Below are 14,809 nucleotides of genomic sequence, written 5' to 3'. Positions count from 1 at the left end.
ATTTTCTGCTACAATGGCTGTATTCATGCAATGAAGGCAGGTGATAACCAAATGATTGAAAATATTGTAGTGGTGGATGATGAGCAAGCCATCACCGATCTTATTGAAATTTATCTGAAAAATGAAAATTACAATGTTGCAAAATTTGATAATGGGCAAGATGCTCTAGACTATATTGAGCGCGAACAAGTTGATCTCGCTATTCTGGATATTATGCTCCCGGATCTTAACGGGTTTATGGTATGCCAGCGTATTCGGGAGAATCACCATTTTCCTGTCATTATGCTAACGGCCAAGGATGAAGAGACGGACAAAATTACTGGTCTTACTCTGGGAGCGGATGATTATATAACCAAGCCGTTCCGTCCGCTTGAAATGGTTGCACGTGTGAAAGCGCAGTTGCGCAGGTATACAAAGTACCGGTCCATATCTAAGTCGGACGAAGGCATCATATCCTATTCGGGCTTACGTATGAATGTGGACACGCACGAGTGCTGGCTGAACGAAGAGGCCTTGTCTCTTACACCCACTGAATTTTCGATTCTCAGAATGCTGTGTGAGCATAGGGGAAGAGTGGTTAGCTCCGAGCAGTTATTTCATGCGATATGGGGAAATGAATATTACAATAAAAACAACAATACGATCACTGTGCATATCCGGCATCTGCGTGAAAAAATGAAGGATTCCGTAGACCATCCGAAATGGATTCGGACAATCTGGGGAGTTGGATATAAAATTGAAGCGTAAAAAGCCATTGACCCTGAAATACTCAAAGCTGAGAGCGAAAGTATTTATTAGGATGCTTGTATTGATTGCTCTTGCTCTTGTGGCAGTGGATGGGCTGTATCTATTAGTGCGGGGAAGGCTGGGCGAGGAGGGTGTCCGGCTGTTGCAATTCTTTACAGGATATGAGTATGAACAGGCGCTTTCAATTTACAATAGTGCTCTTCGTGAACATTGGGAGATCATTATGCTGACTGTCATATCAGCATTTTTTTTACTGTTTTTTTATTTTTCACTATCTTGGTTTACTAAGTACTTTAATGAGGTCGATACAGGAGTCGATGCTTTAATCCAAGATGATGCGGAGATCAAGCTGTCGCCGGAGATGTCTTCAATGGAGCAGAAGCTGATATTTGTTAAGCAAACTCTGCAAAACCGTGCTCTGGAGGTACAGGTGACTGAGCAGAACAAAAGAGATCTTGTGATGTATCTGGCGCATGATATAAAAACACCGCTCACTTCTGTCCTTGGATATTTAAGCTTATTGAATGAAACTCCCAATTTGCCGTATGAGCAGCAGCAGCATTATATGAAAATAGCGTTGGATAAGGCGTATCACCTGGAGCGTTTAATCAATGATTTTTTTGAAGTTGAACGGTATAATCAGCAGACCTTCCAATTGAATCAGCAGCTTGTCGATATCTCTTATATGCTGGTCCAAATGCCGGATGAATTCTATCCTATACTATCACCCGCCGGGAAGAAGATGATTGTTGAGGTGGAGGATACGATAACGGTTCATGGTGATTCTGATAAATTGGCGCGGGCATTCAATAATATTCTCAAGAATGCCATCGCCTACAGTGATGATAACAGCACGATTGAGGTATCCGCGAAGACTCTTGAGGGTAGGGCAATTATTACCTTCATGAACATCGGAGCGATGATTCCGGATGATAAACAGGATAAAATATTTGAAAAGTTCTACCGTTTGAATGATGCGCGTTCTACGAAGACCGGAGGGTCAGGTCTTGGGCTTGCTATTACCAGAGAAATTATTACCCGGCACGGGGGAGAGATTGACCTGCAGAGCGGCCAAGGGACAACAGTATTCTGTGTCCGGCTGCCGCTTTTCTCACAAGGAGGTTAATATGGCTGATTTAATAGGCTATTTCATCATCGGAGGAATATTGATTGCCGCAGTTGCAGTGCTCTATCTGCCGGTGTTTTTCTTATTGAAGGAGAGAGTGAGTGTAGTCCGGCAACTGAGCATATTATTATTTGCCGGAGCTTGTCTTATTGTGCTGTATGCTACAATTTTCTCCGCATGGGGGGAAGACGCTTTCCATCCGAAGGTCTATCATTTGAATCTTATTCCCTTAAGCTGGCTCAGGGCTTCAGAAGGCATGTCTGAGGAGAAGATGCTTGTGCAGGCTGTTGCCAATATCATTATGTTTATTCCATTCGGCTGCTCTCTACCCTTGTTATTTTCAAGGCTGAGGTCTTTCGGGCGAAGCGCAATGATAGTCTTTACTGTAAGCTTCATGATTGAGTTTGTGCAATATTTTCTGGGGGCGTCTGCAGATATTGATGATATTCTCCTGAACCTGATAGGAGGAATGCTGGGCTATTGCTTGTTTAAGGTTAGCTTCAGCTACCTTCAGCGCTCTAAGCGTACTCCCGGACCAAGTAGAAATAAATCTTAATACTTTCTTAGGATTTTCTAAATAAAATAACGATGCAATATTAAAGTTCAATCTGCTTATCCGAGATAAAATTAATCTTGGGTAAGCAGATTTTTGTATGTATTCGGAATTTACAAGCTTCTGGGGAGGATGGAGTATGGAATTAGTATTGGATAAACTCACAAAGCAATTTGGCCGTAAAACTGCAGTCGATCAAATGTCAATTCAAATGCAGGCTGGAGTATACGGCATGCTGGGAGCGAATGGGGCTGGAAAGACAACTCTGATGCGTATGATCTGTGGTGTACTTAAGCCTACACAGGGCTCTGTTTATTTGGATGGAAGAACGCTTGAGGATTTAGGTGAGAATTACCGTAGCGCCCTTGGATATCTTCCGCAGGATTTCGGTTATTATCCGGATTTCACCGCCAAGGATTTCATGCTCTATGTTGCCGCACTGAAGGGAATATCCCCGCAGGATGCCAGAATCCGTAGTTCGGAATTACTGGCGATGGTTGGGCTAACTGAAGTTTCCGCTAAGAAAATACGTACATTCTCGGGTGGTATGAAGCAGCGGTTGGGAATTGCTCAAGCCGTTCTTAACGACCCGCGCATATTGGTGTTGGACGAACCTACTGCCGGACTTGATCCGAAAGAGCGGGTACATTTCCGAAATTTAATTGCAAACTTCGCCAAAGATAAAATCGTTATATTGTCTACGCATATTGTATCCGATCTCGAATACATCTCCGATACCATTTTAATGATTAAGGATGGCAAGCTGCTTATTAATCGTCCGGCTGACCGCATCGCACATGAAATGGATGGCAAGGTATGGAGGTGCGTATTGCAGAAGAAGGAGGCGGAAGCGGCCAGTCGTTCATTCTGTGTAGCCAACCTGCATCATGGAGAGGATGACAGGGTTGTCCTCCGTGTACTCAGTGATACGATTCCTATGGAGGGAGCCTTGAATGAGGCACCTACACTTGAGGATCTGTATTTGTACCATTTTCATAACAATATGAAGGAATACAGGGGGCTCTAATGAATAGCTTATTCAAATACGAATTCATGAAAATTGCCAAGAAGCGAATGAATTTAGTCGTAGTTCTGGTCAGCTTATCACTAACCTTGCTCTTATTTATTCTACCCGTCAAAAGCTATATTTCACTGGAGCGGGACGGTCACCAGGTCACTGGCATTGCCGCTATCCAGCTTGAGAAGGAGTATGCCCGAGAGCTTGCAGGCATGTTAACCGAAGAGCGGGTGGCAAAGGATATTGCCTCCTACCAGGCATTATTCTCTAAATCTGAGAATGTGGTCAAAGATGGAAGTCAGTTGAAATTGAAGGAAGATATGTTTACCCGTTACGTATTGCCATATTACTCCTACTACAAGATGATTGATGATGCTTTTTTGGAGCCTCAGGTTACAGATAACGGTCTTACAGTCCTCCGGGACCTGAAGTCCGAAGAAGCTGGTGAATTCTATAAGGCCCGCGAAGATAAGGTGACCAGTTATTTAAATATGGATTTTTCCGACTGGACATATTCAACTCAAGAGAAGGCCTTCTGGAATGCCAAGAACAGCCAGGTAGACGCTCCTTACGTATATGGTTACCATGCCGGCTGGAAAAGCCTATTTCAGTGCTTCGAACTGCTGATTGTATCTATTATAGCCATTTGCATTTGTGTTGCTCCTGTATTTGCAGGAGAGTATCAAACAGGCGCAGACAGCGTCATTCTATCTACCCGATATGGAAAATCCATGCTGATAAAAGCAAAGATTGCGGCAGCTTTCCTCTATGGCTTACTGATTTTTAGCATTCATCTGGGATTGGCTGCCGGTATTCAGCTTGTGGCGTTTGGAATGGATGGCTGGGACTTGCCATTGCAAATTCTGAATGTTACTATTCCCTACTCGTTCACCATGCTTGAAGCAGCATTGATATGGACGGGTATACTTTATTCGGTACTGTTCGGAATGATTTCAGTAACTCTCTTGTTGTCCGCCAAGATGAAAACAGCATTTGTAGTCCTTGTCATTGATGTGTTAATTGTTTTGCTGCCTGTCTTCTTAGGACTTAGCGGATCGAACGGCGTATTGAATCATATGCTTATGCTGCTTCCCTACATGGCAGTGCAACCAGTATTCCCAGCAGAGTATTCTTCATATTTTTCGTACCCTTTACCAGGTCTAACAATAAGTGTAATCACCATGAGGGTTGGGTTATATGTGATGGTCACTATAATATGTCTTCCATTTATCGGACGCGCTTTTAAGCGTCATCAAGTTCAGTAGCTTCGTCCGGGAATGGAGATTCCCACCTGCCACCGGAAATCATCGCCGGCCTACATCCGCCGCCGCAGGTCCTTCGGCTTCAGCCCGTTCTTCCGGGCCGTCCCGTGCCAGAAGAAGTGCGTGGCATTGAATTTCCAGGCGAAGCGCGGGAAGTTGGGGTTGATCAACAGAGATTCCCCGGAATTCCGGGACTGGATGTTCCCGGCCAGGCTGTGCATGGCGCGGCCCAGATTCTTCAGCGGGCCCCGGCCGAGCGGTACCTTCCCCAGAGAGCCCAGCATTTCGCCGGCGCCGTGGCCGATGCCTTGCCCGAAGTGAACCCCGGCGCGCTCGCACCAGTGTCTGAGGATATCAAGCGCAATCTGGTTTTGCTCACCTTCATAGAAGCCGTTGTTAATTAGTGCATAGACGTATATCTCCCGTTCGCGCTCTGTCTTTAGGTATCCTTCGAGGGTAACCAGGAGCTGGAACAGATGCGAGGGGATACCGTCATTATAGAGCGGGAAAGCCAGGACCAGCACATCCATGCGGCATAGCTCGCTGTACTCTTCTGGAGTGAGCGGTCTTTTATTCGGCGTATAGGCGTGCAGCTCGTTCCCGTCTGCAATCAGCGGCTCCAGCATCCCCAGCAGAAGGCCTGAGTTACTGCCGGTAGGCTTGGGGCTGCCGTTAATCATGGCAATGTTCATTGCAGGACCTCCCTAATGCTCTGCGGACTGGTATGGAAAAATACGTTGTTGCCTGCCGAATACAGATTCATGCTATTAGCTGCAACGAGCCTTCTCGCTGTATCCTGCTCAGCCTCCGTAATGTCGTCGCCGTAGAAATGCACCGAGAGTGTGAACTGGTGATCATAGCGGCTGCGGTGACGGGTCGCTCCATCTTTGGTTACAAAATAGGGAAGGACGTAGGAGATACTCCGGTTCAGCACATTCACCACAAAGGGGCTATAGCTGCCGTACATACATTTACTGATGATCGTGAGTTCATCGCTGCGCGAGAACAGCTCGCCCAGATTGTCGTAGCCATCTCTCTTAATAACGCATGTCCCGGGAGTCCGGGTCCAGCAGCCGAAGCAGCCCATGCATGAATGAATTGCACCGCTATCCGAGATGACCGTTACTTCCTCTTGTGCCATATCCCCCAGCCAGCCCTTGAATTCTTGCTCCTGCAGATCGTGTATGATCGTTCTCAAGACTTCATCTCCTTAAAAGATAGATTTAAGCTCCAGCAGATCGCGCCAGTTGCCCGAATACTTAACCCCGTTATTGGTAAGCAATGCCGTAATTCCATGCACCATGGACCAGAGTGTGATTAGCTGAGGGGTGAACTCGGTCTCTGGCAGACCGTTGCTGCGGAACACTTCAAAGGCTGTAGTCCTGAACAGGACGAATGGCGGATAACTGTCAGCATCATAATTGTCCAGATTAATGATTATGCCGGAATGGTAGAACAGAAACTGGAAATACTGTGGATGCTCTACGAAAAAATCAATATAGGCCTGCCCAAGCCGGGAGATCGCTTCAAACTTACCTTCCTGGCCTTGAACGGAGACACGCAGCGAATCCATAAATTGCCCGGTGACATGCTCTCCCATGGCGGCTATTAGTTCATCTATATTTTTGAAATGGCTGTAGGGCGCGGTGTGGCTGACTTCACATTCGGCTGCGACCTTGCGCAGGGAGAAGCTGCTAATGCCGTCGGTGTTAATAAGCTTGATGCCTGCTTCAATGAGCTGGTTGCGTAAATTTCCGTGGTGGTAGGGTTTATCCTTCAAGAGTTGTGTTCTTCCTTTCCTTCTTGCCTATTATCTTAACATTGTAAAGATTGTAGCATGTGTTTTCGATCTTTACAATGCTAAGATATGATTGCCGCTGGGCGCTTCCGGGTATACATTTTGCAAAATAGTCAGGAGCAGGTTATAATTAGTACCAAGTGCTAATATCAGATACTAATAAACTAAAAAGGTGAGGTGGGATCACATGACAGGTGCAAAAATTACAGCGATCGGATCTTACGTGCCAGCCCGCAGACTTACGAATCAGGACCTGGAGCAGATGGTGGATACCAATGATGAGTGGATTGTACAGCGGACGGGTATCCGGGAGCGCAGAATCAGCCGCGAGGATGAATATACCAGTGATCTGTGTGCAGCCGCCGTCCGGGACATGATGAAGCGTTATGGCAAAAGCGTACAGGATGTCGATATGGTGCTTGTGGCGACCAGCACGCCTGACTTTTCTTTCCCATCTGTGGCCTCGATTGTGCAGAATACCCTTGGCATTCCGCTGACGGCGGGAGCGATAGATCTGAGCGCCGCCTGTGCCGGATTCGTGTATGCTCTGCATACGGCTCATGCGCTGGTGTCCTCGGGACTGCATCATAAGGTGCTGGTCATTGGTGCCGATACGCTGTCCAGAATAACGGATTATACGGACCGCAGTACCTGTATTCTGTTCGGGGATGGAGCAGGGGCTGTGCTGGTGGAGAGCGGCGGGGCGAAGGATGACTTCATGGGATACCATCTCGGCAGTGACGGAAGCGGAGCGCAGCATGTCTACCGCACAGGGCTGGCTGAGAAGGTGAACGGAGTGGAACTCTCCGCGACAGGGCTGCTGGTGCAGAATGGCCGGGAAGTGTTCAAGTGGGCGGTCCGTACGGTTCCGCAGGGAGTACAGCAGGTGCTGAAGAACGCCGGAGCAGGTCTTGCGGAAGTAGACTGGTTCATCCCGCACAGCGCCAATCTGCGGATGATTGAACCCATCTGTGAACGGCTGAATTATCCGCTGGAGCAGGCACTATACAGTCTTGAAGCCTTCGGTAATACCTCGGCTGCCAGTATTCCGCTTGCGCTTGATCTGGGTATCCGCGAAGGGAAGGTGCGCAGCGGCCAGCAGGTTTTGCTGTACGGATTCGGTGCGGGTCTTAGTCATGCAGGTCAACTGGTTAGGCTGTCGCTGGACCCTCAGGTAGCTGAGCCTACCTCGCTGTGATGGATTGAGACTAATGAAGCAAGGACAGGCCGATGTGGGGGCCAAGCCGAAAAATGGTCCCCAAAATCAGAAAAACGGTGCCTTGAAGCAGCCCGTTAAATGAGCGATTATAGTATCGAAAGCGTTTTCGGGTGGGTGCATAGTGCATCCAAGCGAAGTTCTGAGCTTGAGGGGAGGGATCGCAGGGCAGGTCCGGAGAGGCAGAAGTTCAGCGTTACGGCGATCCGGTGGTTCAGGCGTTCAGCGGTTCAAATGTTTCAGCCCGCTGCCGCAGGATTCACGGACGATCAGCGCCGGTTCAACGACAAACGAGCCGCCTTCAGACTGGTTATTGATGAGATCGAACAACATATGGGCGGCGAGCACACCGAGGCGTTCTTTGTTCTGGCGGATGGTAGTCAGCGTAGGACTGGTATACTGGCAGGCCTCGATATCGTCACAGCCGATGATGGCCACATCCTCGGGAACACGCAGCCCGTTCTCCTTCAAGGCGCGGACTGCACCGAGGGCGAGGAGATCGGAGGCGGCGAAGACCGCTTGCGGCAAATTTCCCGATGCAATTAACGAATTCATTGCCGCATAACCGCTGGGCTCGAAGAAATCATCACCATGTACGAACCACCCCGGATTCATGGCCAGGCCGAAGCCGGCAATGGCTCTGACATACCCTGCTTCGCGCCGGTTGGAGATATCCGAATCCGCTGTACTGCCTATGAAGCCAAGCTCCCGGTGCCCGAGCAGATAGAAGTGCTCCACTACCTTGGAAGCAATCTGGTAATTGTCTGACATGACATAGCCGGATTTCTTGCCGGTCAGCTCCAGGTCAACGCCGATGCAGGGAATATGGCTCCGGTCCAGCTCCTGTATGGCTGGCTCCATCTTTTCTCCAGAGATAATAACACAGCCATCCACATGGAAATGCAGGCAACGTGAGTAGTAATCGCCGCTGTTAATGAACTTCTCATTCGAGAAGAAAATCAGGTCATACCCCAGCACCCCCATCTGCTTTTTGAACGAATTCAGCACCTCAACAAAAAAAGGATGGGTAAATTCCACATTCAGCTCACCGGCAAAAATAACCCCGATCAGATTCGACTTCTTGGTAGCCAGCGTTTTAGCGGAGCTTGAGGGGGTATATCCGGTTTGTTCGATGATTTCGAGCACTCTTCGTTTCGTTTTTTCGGAAACATCGCTGTAATTGTTCATGATTTTGGACACAGTCGATACAGAGACCCCGGCCATTTCGGCAATTTTTTTGATATTCATTTGCATGGCTATGCTCACCCCCGCTTCATAGTTATAACAGGGCCAAAAGACGGGTATGCCAGGGTTTCTCAAGGCTACTGACCGTTCACTTGGACACTCTCTGCTGTCGAACAGCAGTCCTTTCTAGAGTCTATTCAACTTGCCGAAACAAGTCAAAGGTTAATTGCATTCAGAGGAATGGCATGGAGATAATCGAAACCGATTTCGGTCCGGGGCTTTAAGATACCTGAAGAGTAACGGGACGATGTCATTGCGCTAAGTTGAGACTCTAATTCAGAGGAGGCATACACTGAATGAAAAAGAATATACCTTCGTTGTTAGCAGCCGCTGTAATCGTTACCGGACTTCTATCGCCGCTGGGCAGCGGCGGGGCTGTGGCGAAGTCTGCTCAGAGCAGGCTGACAGCGCCTGCGGAGACAACGGCCGCCTTGCAGAATAGAAGCTTGGTTGCTAATGAATTGAAAGCGTTTACCGATGTGGAAGAGGGCAATTGGGCGGCTCATGCTGTGATGCGCTGGAGCCGCAGCGGGGTGATCTCCGGCTACGGGGACGGGAGCTTCCGGCCGGAGCAGCAGGTGACCCGGGCAGAATTCTCGGCAATTGTCAACCGTATTTTCGGCTATAAGGACTTGGCGGCTGTGCTTCCGGCAGATGTCCCGGCAGCGGCCTGGTATAAGGATGATATCGCCAAAGCTGTAGCGGCGGAGTATCTGATTGCAGACGCAGATCAGCGTATCGGACCTGCGGCTCCGCTGAAGCGCGGGGAGGCGGTCCTTGCGCTTCAGCGGATACTGAGGCTGGAGACAGAGCGTCAAGCGAAGGGCATGTATAGCGACCTGGCGGGAGCCGACAGTGCAGTAAGCGCTGCGGCAGATGCTTTTACGGCAGCCGGTTATATGCAGGGTTATCCCGGAGGCTTCTTCAAGCCGGACGGGAGGATCACCCGTGCCGAGCTGGCAAAGCTGGCGGATACACTGGTGGCGGAGCTGCGCTCCGCAGCCGGGGAAGTGAAGCTGGGCAAGGTGAAGGGCAATGTGGTGCTGAGCCATGAGGATATCACAATGAAGGACAGTATCATTGAAGGAAATCTCTATCTTACTGAGGGAATCGGGGAAGGAGATCTCCGGCTGGAGGGAGTGCAGGTGAAGGGCACCACCTATATCCGCGGCGGCGGTGAGCATAGCGTGAGCCTGGTGAACAGTACTCTAGGGCCTGTTCAGGTGGCGAAGCCGAAGGGCAGCGTCCGCATCGTTGCCAGCGGGACGACAACCGTCGGAACAGTACACCTTGATTCCGGTGCTATCCTTGAAGAAGCTGCGCTTACGGGCGAGGGGTTCGCTAGTGTTGTACTCCCGCCAGGGGAGCAGACGGTCACTCTTATTGGCAATTATGGGGTGGTATCCACCGCTGATGCGGCCGGAGGCAACCTCACGCTGAGCTTGTCAGGCAAGCTATCCAAGCTAATCTGGAGCACTCCCGGCAAGCTGGTGCTGATGAATCAAGCGCAGGTGGCTGAGCTGCTACTTACAGCCGGTGCCCGGGGCACTACGATTATGGGCAGCGGCAGCTTCGGCACCGTGCTGAATCAGGCCGAGGCTGTGACGGCCGGGGGCATCGTTCTCAAGCCGGGCAGCCGCAGCAATCTGAATCTGGCCTCGCCGCAGGCCAGCCCGGCGCCTGTTGCTGCGGGGGGCGGAGAGATTGCGACGGCTACACCGGAGCCGACGGCAACGCCAACACCAGTGGTTACGCCGGAGCCGACAGCGACGCCAACAACGGTGGTTACACCGGAGCCGACAGCGACGCCAACACCAGTGGTTACACCGGAGTCAACGGCAACGCCAACACCAGTAGTTACGCCGGAGCCGACAGCAACGCCAACACCAGTGGTTACACCGGAGTCAACGCCAACGCCAACACCGGTGGTTACGCCGGAGCCAACGCCGACCCCAGCGCCGACCAGTGATCCGTGGAGTCTGGTGTGGAATGATGAATTCGATGACAATATCATTGATCCTGCGAAGTGGACCTATGATCTCGGCGATGGCACCGTTGTCGGGAATCCGGGCTGGGGCAATAATGAGCTGGAGTATTACACCAATGATCCGAGGAATGTGAAGGAACAGGACGGCAAGCTCATCATTACCGCTCGCAAGGAGGCAATGGGCGGCAAGCCTTACACTTCCAGCAGAATTAAGACCAATGGCTTGTACAGCAAAATGTACGGCAAATTCGAGATCCGGGCGAAAGCACCGGCAGGTAAGGGGCTGTGGCCGGCGATCTGGATGCTGCCGGAGAATTATGTGTACGGCAATTGGGCGGCCTCCGGGGAGCTGGATATTATGGAAGGCTGGGGCAGCCGTCCGAATGTGGTCGCCGGAACCATCCACTATGGTTCCCAGTGGCCGGATAATGTCTATTCTGGCAAGGAATATGTGCTGCCGGGCGATTCCACCATTGAAGAGTTCCATACCTACTCCATAGAATGGGAGCCGGGAGAGATCCGCTGGTATGTGGACGGGGTGCTGTACTCCACCAAAAATGACTGGTACAGCAAGAGCAGCGGACAGCCCGCGATGAATGCTTATCCGGCACCTTTCAACCAGAAGTTCCACCTGCTGATGAATCTGGCGGTCGGCGGCAACTTCGACGGCAACCCTACAGAGGAGACCGTATTCCCGAGTTCCATGGAGATTGACTATGTCAGAATCTATGAGCTGACCGGACGCGAATACCGGCAGCCGGTACCGGTGGAGCTGGTGAAGGAGCCTTATCTGGAAAGAGCGAAGCCGCCCCTGGCAGATGGGAACTTCATTTATAACAGCGGATTCACGCAGCAGGTGGAGGGAGATCCCGGGATGGGCATCCCGAATACAGCCCACTGGGTACTCTACAAAGATGAAGGCGCGGATGCAGCGCTGTCCCTGGAGCAGACAGGCGGCGTGAATCTGCTCAAGGTAAACATCTTGAAGCCAGGCAGCAACGCCTATTCGATTCAGCCGCAAGCCATTGTCTCGCTGGCAAAGGGCAGACATTACAAGCTGAGCTTCGACGCCAGAACGGATACGGCGAGGGAGTTCACAGCCCGGCTGACCGGTGGCGCACCGCTGGGCTTTCCGTCCTATTCCCCGGCATTCAAGGCGGTGCTGACCCCGCAGCTTCAGCATTACGAGACGATGTTCCAGATGAAGGAGAGCTCGGACAATGCCGCGCGGATTGAGTTCAATCTGGGGACCAATGCTTTCCCGGTCTGGCTTGGCAATGCACGGCTTGAAGAAATCGATAGCATTCCCTTTGATCATGACAGCGCCAAGGCGCCGCTCGGCAGCGGCAACCACCTCTACAACGGCAGCTTCGATCTGGGCGAACCGGACCGGATGAGCTATTGGCATATCGGTGCTTCAGGAGGTGCGGAGGTTACTCCGCGGGTTGACACTGAAGGCCGCCTGAAGCTGGACATTACAGGCGCGGATTCTGGCGGCAGCGAGGTTACGCTGCAACAGAAGGGGACCTTCCTGGTGCAGGGCCAGGATTACAAGCTGGCCTTCGAGGCGGATAGCTCCTCTGCAAGGACAGCAGTAGTTGAACTGCGCGGCCATGACGGCGTTGTCTATGCTTCCCAGCCGGTTCAGTTGAGTGCAGGCCATCAGCAAGATGAAGCGGTGTTCAAGAACTTCCCGGGAGCCAGCGATCGCCTTGGACAATTCGTCCTGAGCCTTAGCGGGGGCACCGGAACGGTGCTGCTGGATCAATTCGTACTGGTACGCACCAGCTCCTATTATGACCCTGATCTGACCTATTACCCGCTCATGAACGGGGATTTCAGCTTCGGGCTTACGAGCTGGGAGCGGCTGCTGACAGAAGACGGCGGCCAGAGCACTGCTTCAGCGGTGGACGGGGCAGCGAAATTCAGCATTACGAACACCGGCAACCAGGCGTATTCGGTGATGCTTTTCCAGAATAACCTCAAGGCTGCCGCGGGCTTGGATTATGTGGTTGAATTCGATGCCAGCGCCAGCGTGGCGCGGCAGATCAATGTGAAGGCAGAGAATGCGAGTTATTCCCCTTCCATTGATAAGCCGGTGGAGCTGACACCAGAGATGAAGCATTACCGGTTCGAATTCCGGCAGGGTACGAATGATACGCTGTCATTAAAATTCCTGCTTGGCAAGGTAGGCGGTGTGAGCGTTCCACAGAGTCATGATATTGTGATCGATAATGTGAAATTTGAGATCAAGGACGCCCCGGCGAAGCCGCAGGAGCTGCTCGCAGATTCCACGGCCAACCGGGTATCACAGCCGATTGAGCTGACCTTCATCCAGAAAGCAGAGTGGTCCGGCAGCATTAAGTCCGTTAAAGTGAACGGCGTCACGATTCCAGCAGAGCTGTATCATGTACAACCGGGAGCAATCATAATTCAGTCTGCTGCTTTCCCGGCAGAGGGAAGCTATATCATTACCGTGGAAGCCGAAGGGTATGTCAACGCTAGTGTGGTTCAGACGATACTGGCGAATGATAACAATCTGGTTGTCAACGGATCATTCACCAGCGGCAGCTCAGGCTGGTCCACGTGGTCCGGTGAGGGCGGAGCTTCGTCCTTTCAGGTGGCAGACGGGATAGCCGAGGTGCAGATTACAGCGGCCGGGTCACAAGCCTGGCATACCCAGCTCTATCAGGAGAAGATTCCGCTTGAGGCAGGCAAGACTTATGAGCTGAGCTTCAAGGCGAAATCTACGGTTCCGCGGCAGATTGTCGTAGAGTACAGCGGAACCTCTGCCCAGGCGGCTCAGGCGAAGTTCGACATTACAGCCACATGGGCGACTTACAGCACACAGTTCAGTGTGACGAACGACAATCCGCTGAAGCTGAATTATCTGATCGGCGCGACGCAGGGTGAGGATAAGACGGCGAACCATACGGCGCATACGATTTCTTTTGATGATATCGTGCTTAGGAAGGTAACGGGCGGACCGGACACAGAGCCTGCCAGCGGCACACTGGATAACGGCACATTCGATGCGCAGCCGGCTCTTAAGGGCTGGACCCAGTACTTCGAAGGTGCCGGAAATACCGCAGTCCAGAATGGGGAGCTTGAGGTGTCACTGGCCTTCACTGGATCTGCTAACTACGCCGCCCAGGTAGACTACAGGGATCTGAAGCTTACTCAGGGTAAAAGTTATACCTTGAACTTCAGCGCACGTTCGGATATCAACCGGCAGATTGAAGTAGCAGTCGAGCATTTCGGAGGGGATTACACGAAATATTTGCAGATAACCGCTGCCGCCTTGACTGGCGAAATACAGCGCTTCAGCTACACCTTTACCATGAACGGCGGAACGGATGCAGGTGTTCATCTGGTCTTTTTGCTGGGGCTGAATCCCGGCAACAGTGCAGAGACGAATGCCGCTATCGAGGCAGGCAATCATATCTATATTGATGATGTGAGTCTGGTGGAGAACCCGTAAGGTAACGAGATATGGCGTGACTTAGCGGTGGTATAAGAGCCGGTGACAGCACGTCAGCATGCGTAAACGGCCGTAATCCTTGAATTCAAGGATCGCGGCCGTTTTGATACTTGTATGGAAAATATAGTTTCCTAGTAGAGCATCATATGGGCCCAATGTATGTGAAAAACAGTATACATTGGGCTGGCACGAAGGTGATGGCCCGAATGTATACGGAAAACAGCATACATTGTGCTCAAACGTAGGCGATGGCCCGAATGTATGCGGAAAACAGCATACATTGTGCTCAAACGCAGGCGATGGCCCCAATGTATGTGGAAAACAGCATACATTGGCAGCGTACAGGTGTCCAGAATAGGTAGGTTCCATTTCCCGC

General features: G+C 51.2%; 11 protein-coding genes. 7 read left to right on the top strand and 4 right to left on the bottom strand.

Annotated elements, in window-relative coordinates:
• Window positions 1-51: 51 nt before the first annotated feature.
• From vanR to NYE24_RS14275, 5 genes are all read left to right on the top strand, one after another.
• Window positions 52-747: a VanR-ABDEGLN family response regulator transcription factor gene (gene vanR, locus NYE24_RS14295; protein ID WP_036701805.1), complete on the top strand. Its 696-nt coding sequence runs from the start codon at window positions 52-54 to the stop codon at window positions 745-747.
• Window positions 737-1,873 (top strand): HAMP domain-containing sensor histidine kinase, encoded by a 1,137-nt coding sequence (locus NYE24_RS14290; protein ID WP_076160996.1) that lies wholly within the window; start codon window positions 737-739, stop codon window positions 1,871-1,873. Before vanR ends, NYE24_RS14290 begins: the two co-directional genes overlap by 11 nt.
• A gap of 1 nt (window position 1,874) precedes the next feature.
• Window positions 1,875-2,429: a VanZ family protein gene (locus tag NYE24_RS14285; RefSeq protein ID WP_051494088.1), complete on the top strand. Its 555-nt coding sequence runs from the start codon at window positions 1,875-1,877 to the stop codon at window positions 2,427-2,429.
• 136 nt (window positions 2,430-2,565) lie between these two features.
• Window positions 2,566-3,453, top strand: coding sequence for an ABC transporter ATP-binding protein (locus NYE24_RS14280; protein WP_036701803.1), 888 nt, complete (start codon window positions 2,566-2,568; stop codon window positions 3,451-3,453).
• A 26-nt stretch (window positions 3,454-3,479) separates the two neighbouring features.
• The gene (locus NYE24_RS14275) at window positions 3,480-4,709 is read left to right on the top strand and encodes an ABC transporter permease (RefSeq protein WP_342478947.1); all 1,230 of its coding nucleotides are present in this window, start codon (window positions 3,480-3,482) and stop codon (window positions 4,707-4,709) included.
• 50 nt (window positions 4,710-4,759) lie between these two features.
• On the opposite strand, the gene NYE24_RS14270 is transcribed toward NYE24_RS14275, so the two are convergent.
• Genes NYE24_RS14270 through NYE24_RS14260 form a run of 3 tightly spaced genes read right to left on the bottom strand, consistent with a single transcriptional unit; the run spans window position 4,760 to window position 6,486 of the window.
• Window positions 4,760-5,398 (bottom strand): hypothetical protein, encoded by a 639-nt coding sequence (locus NYE24_RS14270; RefSeq protein ID WP_036701800.1) that lies wholly within the window; start codon window positions 5,396-5,398, stop codon window positions 4,760-4,762.
• Complete coding sequence (locus NYE24_RS14265) at window positions 5,395-5,904, bottom strand: flavoprotein (RefSeq protein ID WP_036701798.1); 510 nt, start codon at window positions 5,902-5,904, stop codon at window positions 5,395-5,397. The genes NYE24_RS14270 and NYE24_RS14265 overlap by 4 nt, the downstream gene beginning before the upstream one ends.
• Window positions 5,905-5,916: 12 nt before the next feature.
• Window positions 5,917-6,486 (bottom strand): TetR/AcrR family transcriptional regulator, encoded by a 570-nt coding sequence (locus NYE24_RS14260; RefSeq protein WP_036701796.1) that lies wholly within the window; start codon window positions 6,484-6,486, stop codon window positions 5,917-5,919.
• A 205-nt stretch (window positions 6,487-6,691) separates the two neighbouring features.
• Here NYE24_RS14260 and NYE24_RS14255 point away from each other — a divergent pair, with 205 nt between their 5' ends.
• Entirely contained in the window at window positions 6,692-7,702 is a 1,011-nt protein-coding gene (locus NYE24_RS14255; RefSeq protein WP_036701795.1) for a ketoacyl-ACP synthase III, read from the top strand.
• Window positions 7,703-7,942: 240 nt separating this feature from the next.
• Here the strand turns inward: NYE24_RS14255 and NYE24_RS14250 are convergent, their stop codons facing one another.
• Window positions 7,943-8,968: a LacI family DNA-binding transcriptional regulator gene (locus tag NYE24_RS14250; RefSeq protein WP_342478946.1), complete on the bottom strand. Its 1,026-nt coding sequence runs from the start codon at window positions 8,966-8,968 to the stop codon at window positions 7,943-7,945.
• Between the two features lie 293 nt (window positions 8,969-9,261).
• On the opposite strand from NYE24_RS14250, the gene NYE24_RS14245 reads away from it, so the two are divergent.
• Entirely contained in the window at window positions 9,262-14,433 is a 5,172-nt protein-coding gene (locus NYE24_RS14245) for a carbohydrate binding domain-containing protein (RefSeq protein WP_342478945.1), read from the top strand.
• The last annotated feature ends 376 nt before the right edge of the window (window positions 14,434-14,809 follow it).

The sequence above is a fragment of the Paenibacillus sp. FSL H7-0350 genome, from assembly GCF_038593195.1.
GTDB lineage: Bacteria > Bacillota > Bacilli > Paenibacillales > Paenibacillaceae > Paenibacillus_AQ.
Note: the sequence above shows the minus strand (reverse complement) of the source record. Positions and strands in the feature narration are given on the sequence as shown.

What these genes read in the sequence shown, in the direction of transcription:
- vanR (WP_036701805.1), top strand. Translation starts at nt 52, where the DNA reads ATGATTGAAAATATTGTAGTGGTGGATGATGAGCAAGCCATCACCGAT.
- NYE24_RS14285 (WP_051494088.1), top strand. Translation starts at nt 1,875, where the DNA reads ATGGCTGATTTAATAGGCTATTTCATCATCGGAGGAATATTGATTGCC.
- NYE24_RS14280 (WP_036701803.1), top strand. Translation starts at nt 2,566, where the DNA reads ATGGAATTAGTATTGGATAAACTCACAAAGCAATTTGGCCGTAAAACT.
- NYE24_RS14275 (WP_342478947.1), top strand. Translation starts at nt 3,480, where the DNA reads ATGAAAATTGCCAAGAAGCGAATGAATTTAGTCGTAGTTCTGGTCAGC.
- NYE24_RS14270 (WP_036701800.1), bottom strand. Translation starts at nt 5,398, where the DNA reads ATGAACATTGCCATGATTAACGGCAGCCCCAAGCCTACCGGCAGTAAC.
- NYE24_RS14255 (WP_036701795.1), top strand. Translation starts at nt 6,692, where the DNA reads ATGACAGGTGCAAAAATTACAGCGATCGGATCTTACGTGCCAGCCCGC.
- NYE24_RS14250 (WP_342478946.1), bottom strand. Translation starts at nt 8,968, where the DNA reads ATGAATATCAAAAAAATTGCCGAAATGGCCGGGGTCTCTGTATCGACT.
- NYE24_RS14245 (WP_342478945.1), top strand. Translation starts at nt 9,262, where the DNA reads ATGAAAAAGAATATACCTTCGTTGTTAGCAGCCGCTGTAATCGTTACC.